General features: G+C 63.2%; 18 protein-coding genes and 1 pseudogene. 13 read left to right on the forward strand and 6 right to left on the reverse strand.

Annotation, left to right across the window (positions count from 1 at the left end; genetic code table 11):
* The 5 genes and pseudogenes from NKI15_RS24220 to NKI15_RS24240 all read right to left on the reverse strand — a co-directional run.
* Window positions 1-332: pseudogene (locus NKI15_RS24220) on the reverse strand (hypothetical protein); the annotation flags it as partial.
* A gap of 12 nt (window positions 333-344) precedes the next feature.
* The gene (mtaB, locus tag NKI15_RS24225; protein WP_023706745.1) at window positions 345-1664 is read right to left on the reverse strand and encodes a tRNA (N(6)-L-threonylcarbamoyladenosine(37)-C(2))-methylthiotransferase MtaB; all 1320 of its coding nucleotides are present in this window, start codon (window positions 1662-1664) and stop codon (window positions 345-347) included.
* The gene (gene dapF / locus NKI15_RS24230) at window positions 1664-2548 is read right to left on the reverse strand and encodes a diaminopimelate epimerase (RefSeq protein WP_023706744.1); all 885 of its coding nucleotides are present in this window, start codon (window positions 2546-2548) and stop codon (window positions 1664-1666) included. Before dapF ends, mtaB begins: the two co-directional genes overlap by 1 nt.
* Window positions 2549-2621: 73 nt before the next feature.
* Complete coding sequence (locus tag NKI15_RS24235; protein WP_023683859.1) at window positions 2622-2783, reverse strand: DUF1328 family protein; 162 nt, start codon at window positions 2781-2783, stop codon at window positions 2622-2624.
* A gap of 94 nt (window positions 2784-2877) precedes the next feature.
* Entirely contained in the window at window positions 2878-3444 is a 567-nt protein-coding gene (locus tag NKI15_RS24240) for a hypothetical protein (protein ID WP_023706743.1), read from the reverse strand.
* Between the two features lie 434 nt (window positions 3445-3878).
* On the opposite strand from NKI15_RS24240, the gene NKI15_RS24245 reads away from it, so the two are divergent.
* Both NKI15_RS24245 and zapE read left to right on the forward strand, forming a co-directional pair.
* Window positions 3879-4418: a protease inhibitor Inh/omp19 family protein gene (locus NKI15_RS24245; protein ID WP_023687689.1), complete on the forward strand. Its 540-nt coding sequence runs from the start codon at window positions 3879-3881 to the stop codon at window positions 4416-4418.
* 184 nt (window positions 4419-4602) lie between these two features.
* Window positions 4603-5787, forward strand: coding sequence for a cell division protein ZapE (gene zapE / locus NKI15_RS24250; RefSeq protein ID WP_023699243.1), 1185 nt, complete (start codon window positions 4603-4605; stop codon window positions 5785-5787).
* Window positions 5788-5995: 208 nt separating this feature from the next.
* Here zapE and NKI15_RS24255 read toward each other — a convergent pair whose 3' ends face one another.
* Window positions 5996-6421 (reverse strand): GNAT family N-acetyltransferase, encoded by a 426-nt coding sequence (locus NKI15_RS24255; RefSeq protein WP_023708755.1) that lies wholly within the window; start codon window positions 6419-6421, stop codon window positions 5996-5998.
* Window positions 6422-6655: 234 nt separating this feature from the next.
* On the opposite strand from NKI15_RS24255, the gene mdh reads away from it, so the two are divergent.
* From mdh to lpdA, 11 genes are all read left to right on the forward strand, one after another.
* Entirely contained in the window at window positions 6656-7624 is a 969-nt protein-coding gene (gene mdh / locus NKI15_RS24260) for a malate dehydrogenase (RefSeq protein ID WP_023670541.1), read from the forward strand.
* A 33-nt stretch (window positions 7625-7657) separates the two neighbouring features.
* Window positions 7658-8851, forward strand: a complete 1194-nt coding sequence (gene sucC, locus NKI15_RS24265) for an ADP-forming succinate--CoA ligase subunit beta (RefSeq protein ID WP_023706741.1) — start codon at window positions 7658-7660, stop codon at window positions 8849-8851.
* A 6-nt stretch (window positions 8852-8857) separates the two neighbouring features.
* Entirely contained in the window at window positions 8858-9229 is a 372-nt protein-coding gene (locus tag NKI15_RS24270; RefSeq protein WP_023706740.1) for a cupin domain-containing protein, read from the forward strand.
* Between the two features lie 3 nt (window positions 9230-9232).
* Entirely contained in the window at window positions 9233-9724 is a 492-nt protein-coding gene (locus NKI15_RS24275; protein ID WP_023706739.1) for a DUF1579 family protein, read from the forward strand.
* Between the two features lie 12 nt (window positions 9725-9736).
* Entirely contained in the window at window positions 9737-10642 is a 906-nt protein-coding gene (gene sucD, locus NKI15_RS24280) for a succinate--CoA ligase subunit alpha (RefSeq protein ID WP_023724452.1), read from the forward strand.
* Between the two features lie 121 nt (window positions 10643-10763).
* Window positions 10764-13751, forward strand: coding sequence for a 2-oxoglutarate dehydrogenase E1 component (locus NKI15_RS24285; protein WP_023706737.1), 2988 nt, complete (start codon window positions 10764-10766; stop codon window positions 13749-13751).
* A gap of 46 nt (window positions 13752-13797) precedes the next feature.
* Entirely contained in the window at window positions 13798-15090 is a 1293-nt protein-coding gene (gene odhB, locus NKI15_RS24290) for a 2-oxoglutarate dehydrogenase complex dihydrolipoyllysine-residue succinyltransferase (protein ID WP_023683869.1), read from the forward strand.
* Window positions 15091-15100: 10 nt separating this feature from the next.
* Window positions 15101-15685: a hypothetical protein gene (locus NKI15_RS24295; protein WP_023706736.1), complete on the forward strand. Its 585-nt coding sequence runs from the start codon at window positions 15101-15103 to the stop codon at window positions 15683-15685.
* Window positions 15682-16197: a hypothetical protein gene (locus NKI15_RS24300; protein WP_023706735.1), complete on the forward strand. Its 516-nt coding sequence runs from the start codon at window positions 15682-15684 to the stop codon at window positions 16195-16197. The genes NKI15_RS24295 and NKI15_RS24300 overlap by 4 nt, the downstream gene beginning before the upstream one ends.
* Entirely contained in the window at window positions 16194-16949 is a 756-nt protein-coding gene (locus NKI15_RS24305) for an SDR family oxidoreductase (protein WP_023706734.1), read from the forward strand. The genes NKI15_RS24300 and NKI15_RS24305 overlap by 4 nt, the downstream gene beginning before the upstream one ends.
* Window positions 16950-16972: 23 nt before the next feature.
* On the forward strand, window positions 16973-18379 hold the full coding sequence (gene lpdA / locus NKI15_RS24310; RefSeq protein WP_023706733.1) for a dihydrolipoyl dehydrogenase: 1407 nt from the start codon (window positions 16973-16975) through the stop codon (window positions 18377-18379).
* Window positions 18380-18841 lie beyond the last annotated feature (462 nt).

Raw genomic sequence — 18841 nt, forward strand, 5'->3', positions numbered from 1 at the left:
CTCGTATTTTTTAAAACCACACCGGCCTTTCCCCCCCCCTCGCGGGGGGCGGCCCCACCCGACGCTGGGGGTGGGGGGTGAGGGGCGCCGGCGTCGGCGCTCTCACCCCTCCCCGCCACTTCGTGGCGACCCTCCCCATCGAGGGGAGGGTGGGGCGTCGGCGGCTCGGGCTCCTCGCGCTTCAAGAACTCCGGAACGACCTGCTCGGCCGCCGGCTTCAGCGCCTCAAGCGCATCCCATTTGATCGGCGGCAGGGGAGCGGTTTCGTCGATGCGCTCCTCGACGACTTCCTTCTTGCCGAACGAAAATATGTTCTTGAAAAAACCGGCCATGCTTCAATCGTCTCAGGGGGCGCGGGCAGTGAGCGGGGCTGCTATCAGGCGCGCGCCGTCATGGCCGGTGATGTCTGCCTCGACGATCTCGCCCGGCGCGCCTGTGCCTAGCGCGGCAAGCGTGAACCCTTCGGTGCGGCCGAGGCCGTCGCGCTCGATAAGGATCGTTTGGCGCGTTCCCGGGAGGGATGACAGATGGCGGCGATACGCAGCCTCACCAGCGGCGCGCAGCTGGGCCGCGCGCTGCTTGACCAATTCGCGGCGGACCTGCGGCATGCGCGCGGCGGGCGTGCCTTCGCGCGGCGAAAACGGGAAGACATGCAGGTGCGTCAGCCCACATTCCTCGACAATATTTGTCGAATTCTCGAACATTTCCTCGGTCTCGGTCGGGAAGCCGGCGATGATGTCGGCGCCGAAGACGATTTCGGGGCGCAGCTTGCGCACATCCTCGCAGAAGCGGATCGACTGGTCACGCAAATGCCTGCGCTTCATGCGCTTCAGGATCATGTCGTCACCTGATTGCAGCGACAGATGCAGATGCGGCATCAGCCTGGGTTCGGTGGCGATGGCGTCGAGCAGATCATCATCCGCCTCGATCGAATCGATTGAGGACAGCCGCAGCCGCCTCACATCAGGCACCTGCTTCAGGATGGTCTTCACCAGCTTTCCCAGCTTCGGCGCGCCCGGCAGGTCGGCGCCGAAGCTGGTCATGTCGACGCCGGTCAGCACGATCTCGGCGTAGCCGTTGCCGGCCAGACGCTTGACCTGCTCGACAACCGCGCCCATCGGCACCGAGCGTGAGTTGCCGCGGCCATAGGGGATGATGCAGAAGGTGCAGCGATGGTCGCAGCCGTTCTGCACCTGGACGAAAGCACGCGCCCGGCCCTCAATGGCGTCGACCATGTGGCCGGCGGTCTCGCGCACCGAGAAAATGTCGTTGACGCGCGCCTTTTCGGTGTCGTTGACGCCGAAATCCGGCAGCGCGCGATAGGAGTTCGCCTTCAGCTTCTCCTCATTGCCGAGCACGAGGTCGACCTCGTCCATGGCGGCAAAATTCTGCGGTTCGGTCTGCGCGGCGCAGCCGGTGACGATGATGCGCGCCGCCGGGTTTTCGCGGCGGGCTTTGCGGATCGACTGCCTGGCCTGGCGCACCGCTTCCGAAGTGACGGCGCAGGTGTTGAAGATGATAGCCCCGCCTTTGAGCGCGCCGAGGCCGGCACTTTCGGCCTCGCGCCGCATCACCTCGGATTCATAGGTGTTGAGACGGCAGCCGAAGGTGACGACGTCTATGCCTTGGGAGTTGAGGCCCTTGGTATCGGCAAGTGCAGACATCAGGCCGCGCTTTCGGTGTCGCGGGCCCAGGTGCCGGTCGACGGATCGAAACTGCCGGAAAATTCCCATTCAGCGGCACCGGTCAGGATGACGTGGTCGTCGTCGCGCCATTCCACATGCAGCGAGCCGCCGCCGGGCGTCATCAGCGTAACGCTGCGGCCGGTGCGCCGGGTGCGGGCAGCGGCGACGACGGAAGCGCAAGCGGCCGAGCCGCAGGCCTTGGTCAGGCCGGCGCCGCGTTCCCAGGTGCGGATGATCATCGTCTCCGGCGACGTTACCTGGGCGATAGTGATGTTGGCGCGCTCGGGGAAGATCGGATGGTTTTCGAGCAGCGGGCCGAAACGCTCGAGTTCGTAGGACCAGACATCGTTTTCGACCCAGAAGATGGCGTGCGGGTTGCCCATCGAGAGAGCCGAAGGCGAATGCAGCACCGGCGCGTCGATGGGGCCGATCTGCAACTCGATCATGCGGGTGTCGCGGAATTCCTCAGCCAGCGGGATATCCTGCCAGCCGAAGCGCGGCGTGCCCATGTCGACCGAGATGGTGCCGTCGGCATGTTCGACGGCGTTGAGGATGCCGGCGCGGGTCTCAAAGGTGAAAGTCTTCTGGCCGGTTTCGGCGGCCAGCGCCTGGACGACACAGCGCATGCCGTTGCCGCAGGCCTGCGCGCCCGAGCCGTCGGAATTCAAGATGTCGATGTAAAAGGCGGTGCCCGGCGTGCGCGAATCGTGGATCGCCATGATCTGGTCGAACCTAGTCGCCGCATCGGCGTTCAGCGCGACAGCCGACGCCGCCGTGACCCTATCGGCACGGCCACGCATGTCGGCGACGATGATTTCGTTGCCGATGCCGTTCATCTTGGCGAAGGGGGCAGTGCCTGCCATGATCTGAGGTAATTCCTGTACGTTTCGCCGCTATATGGCGGAAACGGGCGGGAATTACCAGTGTGGGCTGCGTTTAGGTTACCGCGAAAACGCCGAGCACGATCAGCAGGAAGATGACGAGAACGATGCCGATCAGCACGCGCGCGCCGGTGGCGGCGGCACCGGCCAGCGCCGGCATGCCGAGCAGGCTGGCGGCGGCAGCAACGATGAGAAGAATGATGATCCATTTGATCATGGACAATGCCTCGCAAATTGACTGCAGCGGCCTAAGAACGCATCTGCCGCGCTCTGGTTCCCTCTTGCCGCGAGGCTCTCTCCGACTGGGCGCGCTATTCGGCAATCTCGAAGTCGGTCGTGAAAGGCGCCGTCTTTTGCGAGTTCTCGTCATGCATGAGGAAATCCGCTCGGTATTTGCCGGGGGGAACGCCATCCAGGGAGACGTTTAATTTGAAGAACATCTCTCGGTTATGCGAGCGCGAGGCGAGCTGGACCCGGCCAAGCTTTTCGACGGTTCCCAGCTTCTCGCCCGACTGGGAAAGCACGGTAAGGTCAACGTAAAGCGCGATCTGGTTGTTGCCGAGCCCATCCGAGCCGTAGCCGTAACCGACCGGCTCCATATAAAGCACAATCTCTTCGCCCGGCTTGTAGACATGGTTCGGGCGCTCGGCGTAGGCGCCGAACCCGCTGGCCGACAGGATATGCTTCACATTTTGCACGCCAAGCGGCATCGCTTGCCACAGAGCGTCCTCGGCGCTGCGGAATTTGTCCAGCGCGCCGGCGCCATCACCCGCCTGCAGTGCCTTTTCGGCTTCAGCGGCGCGATCGGTGATTTCACCCGCGAAAGCGGCCGGCGTCGAAATTACCAGCGCGATCAAAACTGCCAAGATTGATTTCATCTGTTCCCCCTGTTGCGATAGACCATCGGCTAAAATGGCAGTGCCGTAAACGGCCAAATGCAGACTCCAGCCGCGCTCGATCTCGGGAACGTCCCAAACCTCGCCCGGACGCAAGGCGCGAAACCGCTCACGCGCCAGGCCTTGCGCCTCAAGCGCTTCAGTCAGTTTTGCGCCGGCAGTTGCGCTCGACCGCCGATGCGCCGACCTGCTGCGGGCTCCGGTGCCGCTTTCGCAACCAATGTACTGGTTGGAACCGCGCTAGAGCGAAGACATGCCTTTTGTCCGCCAGCCATTTTGCGACAAATTTACAACAATTCGTGGTGCAAACCCTATTTTAACCATATCGGGTTGAAATTTCGCCACCTTCTCCATCTTGGTGAGGGGTGAGATTGTGCGGACGGCTTCCCCCCCAGCCGGATCCGACGGAGGTTTGAATGATTTTTTCGAGAAGCGGGCTGATGGCCGTATCGCTGGCAGCGCTCGTTGCGAGCGGCTGTTCGACCTCGCGTTTTTCATCGATGGATGACCAGCAGCCCGCCCCGCTGCAGCCCGCGCCCGCCGGCACGGTGAGCGGAAGCCAACTGCCGCCCCCGGCAGCGCCGGGCACCACCGACCCATCGCAATTCCCGACCGCGCCGGCAGGCGCGCAGGTCGCCTCGCTGCCGCCGGACGGATCGGCGCCGGCCGGAGCCTCCGACCTTACCGCTGCGAGCGTTGCCGGCGTCTGGAACGCCAGCGTGTCCGGACAGAGCTGCAAGGTGGCGACGCCGCAGACCAAATTCGGCGCCGGCTTCCGCGCCGGGCCGCTGCATTGCCCGCCGCCCATCGACGGCATCAAATCGTGGAACGTCGCCGGCAAGCAGCTGACGCTCTATGACGAGAATGGCGGCACGCTGGCGCGGCTCTATTCCTCGGGCGGTTCGAAATTCGACGGCCAGACTACCAACGGCTTGCCGATATCGCTTACAAGGTAGGCAGGGTATGCTGATATTCAGGTGAGGCCGGCCTGCGAACGGCGGCTTCCTGCGCTTCCGGTGCGTACTTAAGTACGCTCCGCTCCGGTTCTCAGGAGCCACCATTCTCGGCTCGGCCTGACCTGAACCTCAACACACCCTGATCTTTCCTGGAGCAATCCGCTCAAAGTAAGCGACGTGACCGATGCATCTGCGTGACGGCCTCCAGACCCATGCGACCGTCAGGCAGCGCTACGACCATCTGGTCGCAACCGGCGCCATCGAGCGCGATCCTGCGCAGGAGCGCATCGCCGCCGCGCTCGACCGGCTGACCGACGAGATCTCGGTCAAGCGGCTGGCGCACAAGTCGAGCGCGCTCGGCTGGCTGTTTGCCCGCAAGCGCGAGACGCGCGAGGTCGTCAAGGGCCTCTACATTCATGGCGGCGTCGGTCGCGGCAAGACCATGCTGATGGATATGTTCTTCGAGCTGTTGCCGGTCAGGCGCAAGCGCCGCGTTCATTTCAACGACTTCATGGCCGATGTGCAGGACCGCATCCAGAAGCACCGGCAGGCGCGCAAGAACGGCGACGTCAAGGAGGACGACCCGATCCCGCCGGTCGCGCTTCAGCTTGCCGAACAGGCCTGGGTGCTGTGCTTCGATGAGTTTTCGGTCACCGACATTGCCGATGCGATGGTCCTGTCGCGGCTGTTTTCGGCGCTGTTCGCCAATGGCGTGGTTCTGGTCGCCACCTCGAATGTCGCGCCGCAGGACCTTTATCGCGACGGGCTGAACCGCCAGCTTTTCCTGCCCTTCATCAGCATTCTCGAGCGCCACGCCCATGTGCTGACGCTTGATGCCGACAAGGACTACAGGCTGGAAAAGCTCGCCCGCACGCCGGTTTATGTCACCCCGGCGGATGCCGAAGCCGACCGTGTGCTCGACGAGGCCTGGCAGGCGATGACGCGTGGAGCGCTGACGGCCGAGACCTCGCTGACGCTCAAGGGGCGGCAAGTGAGGATACCGGCTGCCGCCGGGGATGCAGCGCGGTTTTCCTTCGCCGACCTCTGCGAAAAGCCGCTCGGCGCACGCGATTTCCTGGCCATTGCCGGCCGCTTCTCGACCGTCTTCATCGATCACGTGCCGGTGCTGGGCGAAGGCAAGCGCAACGAGGCCAAGCGGTTCATCCTGTTGATCGACACGCTCTACGATCATCACACGCGGCTGGTGGTGAGCGCAGAGGCTCCCCCGCCTGAGCTTTACACGGCCAGGCGCGGCGTCGAGGTGTTCGAATTCGAACGCACCGCCTCGCGGCTGATCGAGATGCAAAGCCGCGACTGGCTGGAGGACTGGGCGGAACGGCAGAAGGACAACGCGGAAGCGCAGGTCTGAGGGTTCCAAGAGGTCATTATGTAGTGATCCTTCGCGCCCCCCTCTGTCCTGCCGGACATCTCCCCCACACGGGGGGAGATTGGCGGTTTCGGCGCTCCGCTCATTCCTGCGGCCATTGGAGATTGGCGAAAGGTCGCGTGACGTCCGATCTCCCCCCTCGTGGGGGAGATGCCTGGCAAGGCAGAGGGGGGCGCTGTCCCGCCGACGCCTAAAGCTCGTACACATACATCACAAACGACTCCGCCGGCCCATGCACCTCCCGCGATTCATAAAGCGCGCGCGCTGGGACATTGTCCGGTTCGGTGCCGACCCAGGCTTCGCCGCATCCCTGCTCGCGGCCGAGCGCGAACATGGCGTCGAGCATCTTTCGCGCGATGCCATGGCGCTGGTAGGCGGGTGAGACGCCGACCTCGTCGATGTAGAGTTCGCTGACCTTGTCCAGGTGGCGGTGGATGACGGCAGCACACTGGCCGACGACGACGCCATCGGCCAGTGCCACAATCATCATATGACCTGAGGAGGCGAGGTAGGCGGACAGTCTGTCGGCCCGTACCGGTTCATCGAACACGTCTTCGGCGATGCGCTTCACAAGGGCGTCATCGCCTGGATATAGTCTTCTGATTTCCACGCTCATTGGGTAAAATCTCCCAAGCTGGCCTACAAACTTTGACGTTTACGTAAGTACCAATGTTTCTAACCGATTGAAATCATTCACTCGAAAATAATCGATTGAATATATTTTCCACCGGGGCTACTGGATGCGGCGAAATCTAGCTGAGACCATAGCATTCCGGCCTCTTCCTCGACGCCGTCAACAGATCGCCAGGGATTTTGGGCGTCGTCACAGACAAAGGGAAAATTTCCTCACATGGCACGCAACAAGATAGCGCTCATCGGCTCCGGCATGATCGGCGGCACGCTCGCTCACATGATCGGCCTCAAGGACCTCGGCGACGTGGTGCTGTTCGATATTGCCGAGGGCATCCCGCAAGGCAAGGGGCTCGATATCGCGCAGTCGTCGCCGGTCGACGGTTTTGATTCCCGGCTGACCGGCGTCAATGATTATGCCGGCATCGAGGGCGCCGACGTTTGCATCGTCACCGCGGGCGTGCCGCGCAAGCCAGGCATGAGCCGCGACGATCTGCTGGGCATCAACCTCAAGGTCATGGAACAGGTCGGCGCCGGGCTGAAGAAATATGCACCCAAGGCCTTCGTCATCTGCATCACCAACCCGCTCGACGCCATGGTCTGGGCGCTGCAGAAGTTTTCCGGCCTGCCCAAGACCCATGTCGTCGGCATGGCCGGCGTGCTCGACAGCGCGCGCTTCCGCTATTTCCTAGCCGAGGAGTTCAAGGTCTCGGTCGAGGACGTTACCGCCTTCGTGCTCGGCGGCCACGGCGATTCCATGGTGCCGATGATCCGCTACTCCACTGTGTCAGGCATTCCGTTGCCCGATCTCATCAAGATGGGCTGGACCTCGAAGGAAAAGCTCGACCAGATCGTCCAGCGCACCCGCGACGGCGGCGCCGAGATCGTCGGTCTGCTCAAGACCGGCTCGGCCTTCTACGCGCCGGCAGCCTCGGCCATCTCGATGGCCGAATCCTACCTCAAGGACAAGAAGCGCGTGCTGCCTTGCGCGGCGCATCTCTCGGGCCAGTATGGCGTCAAGGGCACCTATGTCGGCGTTCCCGTTGTGATCGGCGCCGGCGGCGTCGAGCGCATTATCGAGATCGACCTCAACAAGGCCGAGCAGAAGATGTTCGACGCCTCGGTGGCGACGGTGCAGGGCCTGACCGAGGCCTGCGTCAAGATCGCCCCGCACCTCGCCTCGAAGTGATCCCCCCAAGCAGCCGATCCGGAGACCATCCAGATGAACATCCATGAATATCAGGGCAAGGCGCTGCTGAAGAGCTTTGGCGCGCCGGTGGCCGAGGGCGTGCCGGTGTTCAAGGCAAGCGAGGCGGAAGCCGCGGCACAAGCGCTGCCCGGTCCGCTCTATGTGGTGAAGAGCCAGATCCATGCCGGCGGCCGCGGCAAGGGCAAGTTCAAGGAACTGTCGCCCGACGCCAAGGGGGGCGTGCGGCTGGCGAAGTCGGTGGCCGACGTCGTCGCCAACGCCAATGAGATGCTCGGCCACACGCTGGTCACCAAGCAGACCGGCCCGGCCGGCAAGCAGGTCAACCGCCTTTATATCGAGGACGGCGCCGACATCGATCGCGAGCTTTATCTGTCCATCCTGGTCGACCGCTCGGTCGGCCGCATCGCTTTCGTCGTCTCGACCGAGGGCGGCATGGACATTGAAGGCGTCGCCCACGACACGCCGGAAAAGATCATCACCCGCGCCATCGACCCGCTGGCCGGCGTGACGACCATCGACGTCGACATATTGGTGGAAGCGCTGGGCCTCACCGGCGATGCCGCCAAGGATGCCGGCACGCTGTTCCCGATCCTCTACAAGGCCTTTGTCGAGAAGGACATGAGCCTGCTCGAGGTCAACCCGCTGATCGTGATGAAGAACGGCAGGCTGCGCGTGCTCGACGCCAAGGTGTCGTTCGACAACAATGCGCTGTTTCGCCATCCCGAGCTGATGGAACTGCGCGACACCACCGAAGAGGACGAGAAGGAGATCGAGGCGTCGAAATACGACCTCGCCTATGTCGCGCTCGACGGCAATATCGGCTGCATGGTCAATGGCGCCGGCCTTGCCATGGCGACGATGGACATCATCAAGCTCTATGGCGCGGAACCCGCCAACTTCCTCGATGTCGGCGGCGGTGCGTCCAAGGAAAAAGTGACGGCAGCGTTCAAGATCATCACCAGGGACCCGGCGGTCAAAGGCATTTTGATCAACATCTTCGGCGGCATCATGAAGTGCGACATCATTGCCGAGGGCGTCATTGCCGCGGTCAAGGAAGTCGGCCTGGAAGTGCCGCTGGTGGTGCGCCTCGAAGGCACAAACGCCGAACTCGGCAAGAAGATCATCAACGACAGCGGCCTCAACGTGGTGTCGGCGGACGATCTCGACGACGCAGCCAAGAAGATCGTGGCGGCGGTGAAGGGCTGAAGGCGAATGCCTCCGCGCAAGATAAACCTCGTCGAGGCGGCGGATCGAACGATCACCAAGGTCTTCGATCCGCATATTGCCGGCGACGTCAATGACAGCCAGGCCAAGGTCGCCAAGTTCGGCGAGACCTTCGACTGGCATGCGCACGAGCATGAGGACGAGGCTTTTCTCGTGCTGCGGGGCAAGATCGCCATCGATTTTCGCGACGGCCCGGTCGAGCTCGGCGAGGGCGATTTCATTGTCGTGCCGAAGGGCGTCGAGCACCGACCGCGGTCGCTGACCGCCGAGCCGGTGGTGCTGATGTTCGAGCCGGCGACGACGCTCAACACCGGCAACGCCAAGAGCGACCTTACCGTCTCCGATTTGAAGCGGCTCTGACCCATGAACGCGTTCTCCTCGCTCTCGGCCGATCACCAGCGCCTGCAGGCACTGGTCGGCGCTTGGCGCGGCGAGGAAGAGGTGGCGGAAACGCAGTGGGCCGATGGCGGACCGGCGGCGTCGGAAGTGCTGGCAGAGCCACAGTTCGGCGGCCTGTTCGTGGTGCAGCGCTATCGCCAGCGCCGCGACGGCACGGTCTCGTTCGGCTCGCACAGCGTGTTCGGCTTCGACCAGCCAAACAGGCTCTTCACCATGCACCAGTTCGACTCCATGGGTTTTGTGCCGGCCTCGCCGGCCACAGGAACGTGGAACGGCGATGAGCTGGTTCTGGAGCGGTCGTCGCCGCGTGGCTCAGCACGCGTGACGTATATTTTCGACAATGTCGATGCCTACCGGATGCGACTGCATTTCAAACCTGCCGGCAGCGACAGCTGGCAAGACATGGTGAGCGGCGTCTACCGGCGCGTTTCGCCTTCCTCGATCAACGGTTTTTAGAAAAGGGCTCCGATGTCCATTCTCATCGACAAGAACACCAAGGTGCTGGTTCAGGGCCTGACCGGCAAGACCGGCACGTTCCACACCGAGCAGGCCTTGGCCTATCACGGCACCAAGATGGTGGGTGGTATCCATCCCAAGAAGGGCGGCGAGACCTGGACCGGCGCAAAGGGCGAGAACCTGCCGATCTTCGCTTCCGTTGCCGAGGGCAAGGAAAAGACCGGCGCCAATGCCTCGGTGGTCTATGTGCCGCCGGCGGGCGCCGCCGAAGCCATCCTCGAAGCCATCGAGGCCGAGATCCCGCTGATCGTCTGCATCACCGAAGGCATTCCGGTGATGGACATGGTCAGGGTCAAGGCGCGGCTCGACCGCTCGACCTCGCGGCTGATCGGCCCGAACTGCCCCGGCGTGCTCACCCCCGACGAATGCAAGATCGGTATCATGCCCGGCAACATCTTCCGCAAGGGCTCGGTCGGCGTTGTTTCGCGCTCGGGAACGCTTACCTATGAGGCAGTGTTCCAGACCACCAATGTCGGCCTCGGCCAGACCACCGCCGTCGGTATCGGCGGCGACCCCGTCAAAGGCACCGAGTTCATCGACATGCTCGAAATGTTCCTCGCCGACGACGAGACCAAGTCGATCATCATGATCGGCGAGATCGGCGGTTCGGCCGAGGAAGACGCCGCGCAGTTCCTCAAGGACGAGGCCAAGCGCGGCCGCAGGAAACCGATGGCCGGCTTCATCGCCGGGCGCACCGCGCCGGCCGGTCGCACCATGGGCCATGCGGGCGCGGTCATCTCCGGCGGCAAGGGCGGCGCGGAAGACAAGATCGCGGCGATGGAATCGGCCGGCGTCAAGGTATCGCCATCGCCGGCCCGGCTGGGCACGACGCTGGTCGAGGCGATCAAGGCTAAGTGAGTAGCGAGTAGTGAATAGCGAATAGGGAAAAGAGAGTAACGGCGCGACCCGGGAAAAATCGCTACTCGCTACTCACTATTCGCTTTTGAAAAGGAGACGGAGCCAGGCTCCGCGGACAAAAATGGCAAGACAAGATCAGGCCAACGACCAATTTTCGCTCACCTCTTTCCTCTATGGCGGCAATGCCGACTATATCGACGCGCTGTACGCGTCCTATGAGGACGATCCGGAGTCGGTAAACCCCGAATGGCAGGACTTCTTCGCCGGGTTGAAGGACGATGCCGGCGATGTGCGCAAGAACGCCAAGGGCGCTTCCTGGGCAAAGCCGTCCTGGCCGCTGCAGGCCAATGGCGAACTGGTGTCGGCGCTGGACGGCAATTGGGGCATCGTCGAGAAGCATCTGGAAAAGAAGGTCAAGGACAAGGCGGTCACCAATGGCGTCGTGCTGTCGGATGCCGACGTGCATCAGGCGACGCGCGATTCGGTGCGCGCCATCATGATGATCCGCGCCTTCCGCATGCGCGGCCATCTGCATGCCAATCTCGACCCGCTCGGCATCGCCAAGCCGCTTGAGGACTATAACGAGCTGTCCCCGGAGAATTACGGTTTCACCGCAGCCGACTACGACCGGCCGATCTTCCTCGACAATGTGCTCGGCCTCGAATTCGGCACCATCCGGCAGATGCTGGAGATCCTGACCCGCACCTATTGCTCGACGCTCGGTGTCGAGTTCATGCACATTTCCGACCCCGAGGAGAAGGCCTGGATCCAGGCGCGCATCGAGGGTGCCGACAAGGAGATTTCCTTCACCGCTACGGGAAAAAAGGCGATCCTGCAGAAGCTGGTCGAGGCCGAAGGCTTCGAGCAGTTCATCGATGTCAAGTACAAGGGTACCAAGCGCTTCGGCCTCGATGGCAGCGAAGGCCTGATCCCGGCGCTGGAGCAGATCATCAAGCGCGGCGGCCAGCTCGGCATGAAGGAGATCGTGCTCGGCATGGCGCATCGCGGCCGGCTGAACGTGCTGTCCCAGGTGATGGCCAAGCCGCACCGCGCCATCTTCCACGAATTCAAGGGCGGCTCGGCCGCTCCTGACGAGGTCGAGGGCTCGGGCGACGTCAAGTACCATCTCGGCGCCTCGTCGGACCGCGAATTCGACGGCAACAAGGTGCATCTGTCGCTGACCGCCAATCCCTCGCATCTGGAAATCGTCGATCCGGTTGTGATGGGCAAGGCGCGCGCCAAGCAGGACTATCTGTTCGGCCGCAGCCGCGAGGAGATCGTGCCGCTGGAAGAGCGCGCCAAGGTGCTGCCGCTGCTTCTGCATGGCGACGCCGCCTTTGCCGGCCAGGGCGTGATCGCGGAAATCCTCGGCCTGTCGGGCCTGCGCGGCCACCGCGTCGCCGGCACGCTGCATTTCATCATCAACAACCAGATCGGCTTCACCACCAATCCGCGCTTCTCGCGCTCGTCGCCCTATCCGTCCGACGTCGCCAAGATGATCGAGGCGCCGATCTTCCACGTCAATGGCGACGACCCGGAAGCGGTGGTGCATGCCACCAAGGTGGCGATCGAATTTCGCATGAAGTTCCACAAGCCGGTGGTGGTGGACATGTTCTGCTATCGCCGCTTCGGCCACAATGAGGGCGACGAGCCGGCCTTCACCCAGCCGATCATGTACGCCAACATCCGCAACCACAAGACGACGGTGCAGATCTATGGCGAGCGGCTGATCGCCGAGGGCCATATCAGCCAGGCCGAACTCGACAAGATGAAAGCCGACTGGCGCGCCCATCTGGAATCCGAATGGGAAGTCGGCCAGCACTACAAGCCCAACAAGGCCGACTGGCTGGACGGCGCCTGGTCCGGCCTGCGCACGGCCGACAACCAGGACGAACAACGCCGCGGCAAGACCGCCGTGCCGGTCAAGGTGCTGAAGGACATCGGCAAGAAACTGACCGAGGTGCCGAAGGGCTTCGAGGCGCACAAGACCATCATCCGCTTCCTCGAAAATCGCCGCCAGGCGATCGACTCCGGCGAAGGCATCGACTGGTCGACGGCCGAGGCGCTGGCCTTCGGCGCCATCCTGCTCGACGGCAATCCGATCCGGCTCTCCGGCCAGGATTCAGAACGCGGCACCTTCTCGCAGCGCCATTCCGTGCTCTACGACCAGAAAGACGAGACCCGCTACATCCCGCTCAACAATCTGTCGGCGGCACAGGCCGGCTACGAAGTCATCAACTCGATGCTGTCGGAAGAGGCGGTGCTTGGCTTCGAATATGGCTACAGCCTGGCCGAGCCGAAGGCGCTGACGCTCTGGGAAGCGCAGTTCGGCGATTTCGCCAACGGCGCCCAGGTGGTGTTCGACCAGTTCATCTCGTCGGGCGAGCGCAAGTGGCTCAGAATGTCAGGCCTAGTATGCCTGCTGCCGCATGGCTATGAGGGCCAGGGTCCGGAGCATTCTTCGGCCCGGCTCGAGCGCTTTCTGCAGCTTTGCGCCGAAGACAATATGCAAGTCGCCAACTGCACCACGCCGGCCAACTACTTCCACATATTGCGCCGGCAGCTGAAGCGCGACTTCCGCAAGCCGCTGATCCTGATGACGCCGAAGTCGCTGCTGCGCCACAAGCGGGCAGTGTCGACGCTGCCGGAAATTTCGGGCGAAAGCTCGTTCCATCGGCTGTTGTGGGACGATGCCCAGCTGTTGCAGAACCAGGCGATCAAGCTCACCAAGGATTCCAAGATCCGCCGCGTCGTGCTGTGCTCGGGCAAGGTCTATTACGACCTCTACGAGGAACGCGAGAAGCGCGGCATCAACGACATCTATCTCTTGCGCGTCGAACAGCTCTACCCGTTCCCGGCCAAGGCCCTGATCACCGAGCTGTCGCGCTTCCGCAATGCGGAGATGGTGTGGTGCCAGGAAGAGCCCAAGAATATGGGCGCCTGGTCGTTCATCGATCCGTATCTGGAATGGGTGCTGGCTCATATCGACGCCAAGCATCAGCGGGTGCGCTACACCGGCAGGCCGGCGGCGGCGTCGCCGGCGACCGGGCTGATGTCGAAGCATCTGGCACAGCTCGCCGCCCTGCTCGAAGACGCGCTGGGCGAATAGAACAAACCCGGCGAATAGAACAGACAGAGAAGAAACGGACAGCACAATGGCTACCGAAATCCGCGTTCCCACTCTCGGCGAATCCGTCACCGAGGCGACCATCGGCAAGTGGTTCAAGAAGGTCGGCGATGCCATTGCCGTCGACGAGCCGCTGGTCGAGCTCGAAACCGACAAGGTGACAGTGGAGGTGCCTGCCGCCGCCGCCGGCACGCTTGGCGAGATCACCGCCAAGGAAGGCGAGACCGTCGGCGTCGGTGCGCTGCTCGGCTCGATCTCGGCAGGCGTCGCTACGGCCGCCCCGGCGTCCAAGCAGGAGACCAAGCCGCAAGCTGTGTCGCAGGCGTCGAGCCCCGACGCGGCACATACGACCAAGCAGGCCGCGGCCGAGACCGCCAAGATCGCCGGCGATGCCGGGCCGGTCGAGCCGCGCACAATGCCGCCGGCGCCAGCTGCCGCAAAGCTGATCGCCGAGAACAATCTGTCGGTCGACCAGGTTTCTGGCTCGGGCAAGCGCGGCCAGGTGCTGAAGGGCGACGTGCTCGACGCGATTTCCAAGGGCGCGCCGTCGCAGCCGGCCGAAATTCCGAAGGCCGCACCGGCTCCGGTCGCCGTGCGTGCGCCGTCCTCGGGCGACGATGCGTCGCGCGAGGAGCGCGTGCGCATGACCAAGCTGCGCCAGACCATTGCGCGCCGGCTGAAGGAAGCGCAGTCGACCGCCGCCATGCTGACCACCTTCAACGAGGTCGACATGTCGGCGGTGATGGCGCTCAGGACCAAGTACAAGGACATCTTCGAGAAGAAGCACGGCGTGAAGCTCGGCTTCATGGGCTTCTTCACCAAAGCGGTTACGCACGCATTGAAGGAAATCCCCTCGGTCAATGCCGAGATCGACGGCACCGACATCATCTTCAAGAACTATGCCCATATCGGCGTTGCCGTCGGCACCGAAAAGGGTCTCGTCGTGCCAGTGGTGCGCAATGCCGACCAAATGTCGATTGCCGAGATCGAAAAGGACATCGGCCGGCTGGGCATTGCCGCGCGGGACGGCAAGCTGTCGGTCGCCGACATGCAGGGTGGTACGTTCACCATCTCCAATGGCGGCGTTTACGGCTCACTGATGTCGACGCCGATCCTCAATGCGCCGCAGTCCGGCATTTTGGGCATGCACAAGATCCAGGACCGGCCGGTCGTGGTCGGCGGCCAGATCGTGATCCGGCCGATGATGTACTTGGCGCTGAGCTACGATCACCGTATCGTCGACGGCAAGGAAGCCGTGACCTTCCTGGTCCGCGTCAAGGATAGCCTGGAGGATCCCGAACGGCTGGTGCTCGATCTGTGAGTGATCCGGGATGGCCGAGCCCGCCCAGCCGATCGACCTGTTCGAACTCCTGACGACTGGCCGCGCGGGTCCTCTCGAACTCGGCAAAAGCAGCCGTGAGGCGGTTCGACAACTGATCGACGCGGAGGATGTGCGGGTGGACGGTCATTATCGCCACGGGGACACGGAGTCCGCGTGGTGTATCTATGGCGCCAATTGCGAATTCTTCTTCAGCCCCGATTTTCGCTTGCGATCGATCAGCGTCGAGCCTTCCAAGACCGCCTTGGCACTCAATGGCATGATGGCGACCTGGCGCGGCGATTTCGAACTCAATCTGGGAAGACATCCAACCATTCTGGCTGGCAACGACCCGATTGCATTTCACGCGTTGCCGAAAGCGCTGCAGGTCCTGAACAAGCCTGAGTTCAATTGGACAATCGGTGGCGGCGATGAGCGCGACATCTATATCGAACTGTCGGAAGGCTCCCGCTATTTGACCCTCAAGTATGAGATCAACACCATTCCGGTGGACGGGGATGCGAAAATTGTCTTTGAGATAGATTACTTTCTAGCAGCGGTCTTCCTTGTCGACCGGGATGTTCAGGGCGACGAATGACAATCCGGTCCTTCCGCATTTCGCAGCGTGTTCTGGCCCTGTCGCTAGCAGCAGCGGTGGCGACGCCGATCCCCGCACACGCCGCCTGCCCTCTGGCGCTTGCCGTTTATGGCGATGCCGAGAGCGATGCCGGAATCGATTTTCGGCCGACGATGGGTGCGGCCACCGTCACCAATACCTTCAAGATGGTGCTCGACAAGGGCATCGTGCTCGACGGCATCGTCATGTGGACATCGGGCGTTTCGCGGCCGCATGGATCGCTGATGTACAAATGCCCGACCGGCGACGTCACCGGTGACGAGCTTGCCGGCTGCACGGTGTGGCAGGGTGTCGTCTACAGCGCCGACGACAAGGGCAACATTGCGCTGCTGGCAGCCGAAGGCACGGACGCGCCGCAGAGCCTGATCTTCCCCGATCTCGGCCCGTCGCTGCAGATGTCGTCGGCCTTCGGTCCGAAAGGCTTCTCGAAACTGCCGTGGGATGTGTTTCTGCTGAAGGGCTGCCAGGAATGAGTGCATCGCAAAAAGTGCTTCTGGTCACCGGCGGCAGCCGCGGCATTGGTGCGGCCACTTGCCGGCTTGCGGCGAAGGCCGGCTACCGCGTCGCGGTCAACTATGCCGCAAACGAGGCCGCGGCCCAGGCGCTGGTCGCCGAGATCGAGGTCGGTGGCGGTGAAGCGATAGCGGTCAAGGGCGATGTCGGCGTCGAGGCTGACATCGTCGCCGTGTTCGAAGCCGTCGATGGCGCCTATGGCCGGCTCGACGCCCTGGTCAACAATGCCGGAATCGTCGACGTCAAGGCGCGTGTCGACGAGATGAGCCTGGCGCGGCTGGAGCGCATGATGCGCATCAATGTCATCGGCTCGTTTCTGTGCGCCCGCGAAGCGGTGCGGCGCATGTCGAGCAAGCATGGCGGCCAGGGCGGCGCCATCGTCAACATCTCGTCGGCTGCGTCGCTACACGGCTCGCCAGGCGAATATGTCGACTATGCCGCGTCCAAGGCGGCGATCGACACCTTCACGCTCGGACTGGCGCGCGAAGTCGCGACCGAAGGCGTGCGGGTCAATGCGATACGGCCGGGCATCATCGACACCGAGATCCACGCTTCGGGCGGCCAGCCGGACCGGGTCGAGCGGTTCCGCGACATGCTGCCGATGAAACGAGCCGGCACGGCGGATGAAGTCGCGCATGCCGTTCTCTATCTTTTGTCGGATGAAGCGTCCTACACGACGGGCGCAATCCTGAATGTAAGCGGCGGCCGCTGAGCCCCAAGCTAAGGGAAACGAACATGGCTTATGATGTCGTTATCATCGGGTCGGGACCGGGCGGCTATGTCTGTGCCATCAAGGCGGCACAACTCGGGCTCAATGTCGCGGTGGTCGAGAAGAACGCCACTTTCGGCGGCACCTGCCTGAACATCGGCTGCATCCCATCCAAGGCGCTGCTTTATGCCTCGGAGATGTTCGCCGAGGCCGGCCATTCCTTCGATGCGCTGGGTGTCGAGATACCGGCGCCGAAACTCAATCTGAAGAAGATGATGGCGCACAAGGACGCGACCGTTTCGGCCAACGTCAATGGCGTCGCCTTCCTGTTCAAGAAGAACAAGATCGACTCGTTTCGCGGCACCGGGAAGGTGGTCGCGGCCGGCAAGGTGTCGGTGTCGGCTGAGGATGGCAAGGTCGAGGAGATCGAGACGAAAAACATCGTTATCGCCACGGGCTCCGATGTCGCCGGCATTCCCGGCGTCAAGGTCGACATCGACGAGAAGGTGATCGTATCGTCGACCGGCGCGCTGTCGCTGGAGAAAGTGCCGGGACATCTGGTGGTGGTCGGCGGTGGGGTCATCGGTCTGGAGCTCGGCTCGGTCTGGGCACGGCTCGGCGCCAAGGTCACCGTGGTCGAATTCCTCGACACCATCCTGGGCGGCATGGACGGCGAGGTCTCCAAGCAGTTCCAGCGCCTGCTTTCCAAGCAGGGTTTCGAGTTCAAGCTCGGCGCCAAGGTGACAGGGGTGACCAAGGCCAAAAAGGGCGCCGCCGTTACCTTCGAGCCGGTCAAGGGTGGTGCGGCCGAGACCATCGAGGCCGACGCGGTGCTGATCTCGACCGGACGCCGGGCCTATTCCGACAGCCTCGGGTTGAAAGAAGCCGGCGTCGAGGTCGACGAGCGCGGCCGGGTCAAGACCGACGGGCATCTCAGGACCAACGTGGCCGGCATCTACGCCATTGGCGACGTCATCGCCGGGCCGATGCTGGCGCACAAGGCCGAGGATGAAGGCGTGGCGGTGGCCGAGACCATTGCCGGCCAGGCCGGCCACGTGAATTACGACGTCATTCCGAGCGTCGTCTACACCAGCCCGGAAATCGCTTCGGTCGGCAAGACAGAGGAAGAGCTGAGGAAGGCCGGCATCGACTACAAGATGGGCAAATTCCCGTTCACCGCCAACGGCCGCGCGCGCGCCATGCTGCACACGGACGGCTTCGTGAAGATCCTCGCCGACAAAGCCAGCGACCGCGTGCTCGGCGTCCACATTGTCGGCTTCGGCGCAGGCGAGATGATCCATGAGGCGGCGGTGCTGATGGAGTTCGGCGGCTCTTCCGAAGACCTCGCCCGCACCTGCCACGCGCATCCGACAATGTCGGAAGCGGTGAAGGAAGCAGCGCTGGCGACGTTCTTCAAGCCGATCCATATTTAAGGAAACGCTGGAGGGACAGCACCCCCCTCTGGCCTGCCGGCCATCTCCCCCTCAAGGGGGGAGATTGGACTTCACCGCCGCGTCGCGAGCTTTCAAGTTTCTCACGTTTCTAACCTGGCGCTGTTCGTGAACTGCCGATCTCCCCTCTCGAGGGGGAGATGTCCGGCAGGACAGAGGGGGCGGTGAAGAATCGCGACGCTCGCCGATAGGTGCCCCAAACAAAACGGCCCGCTTTTCAGCGGGCCGTTCTTGGCTGGAATCAAGATGCCAGATCAGTTGGCCAGATTACGGGCTCGGCGCCGGAGCAGGCGCGGGTGCCGGAGCTGGCGCAGGAGCCGGTGCGGGCGCAGGGGCTGGTGCGGGAGCCGGTTCGGCGGGCTTCATCGGCTCAGCCGGTGCAGGTGCGGGCGCCGGTGTGCTGGCTGCCGGCGGCTCTGCGGGCGCAGGATGTTCGCCGCTTCT

Origin of the sequence: Mesorhizobium sp. M0862, assembly GCF_040319795.1 — a bacterium.
Classification (GTDB): domain Bacteria; phylum Pseudomonadota; class Alphaproteobacteria; order Rhizobiales; family Rhizobiaceae; genus Mesorhizobium.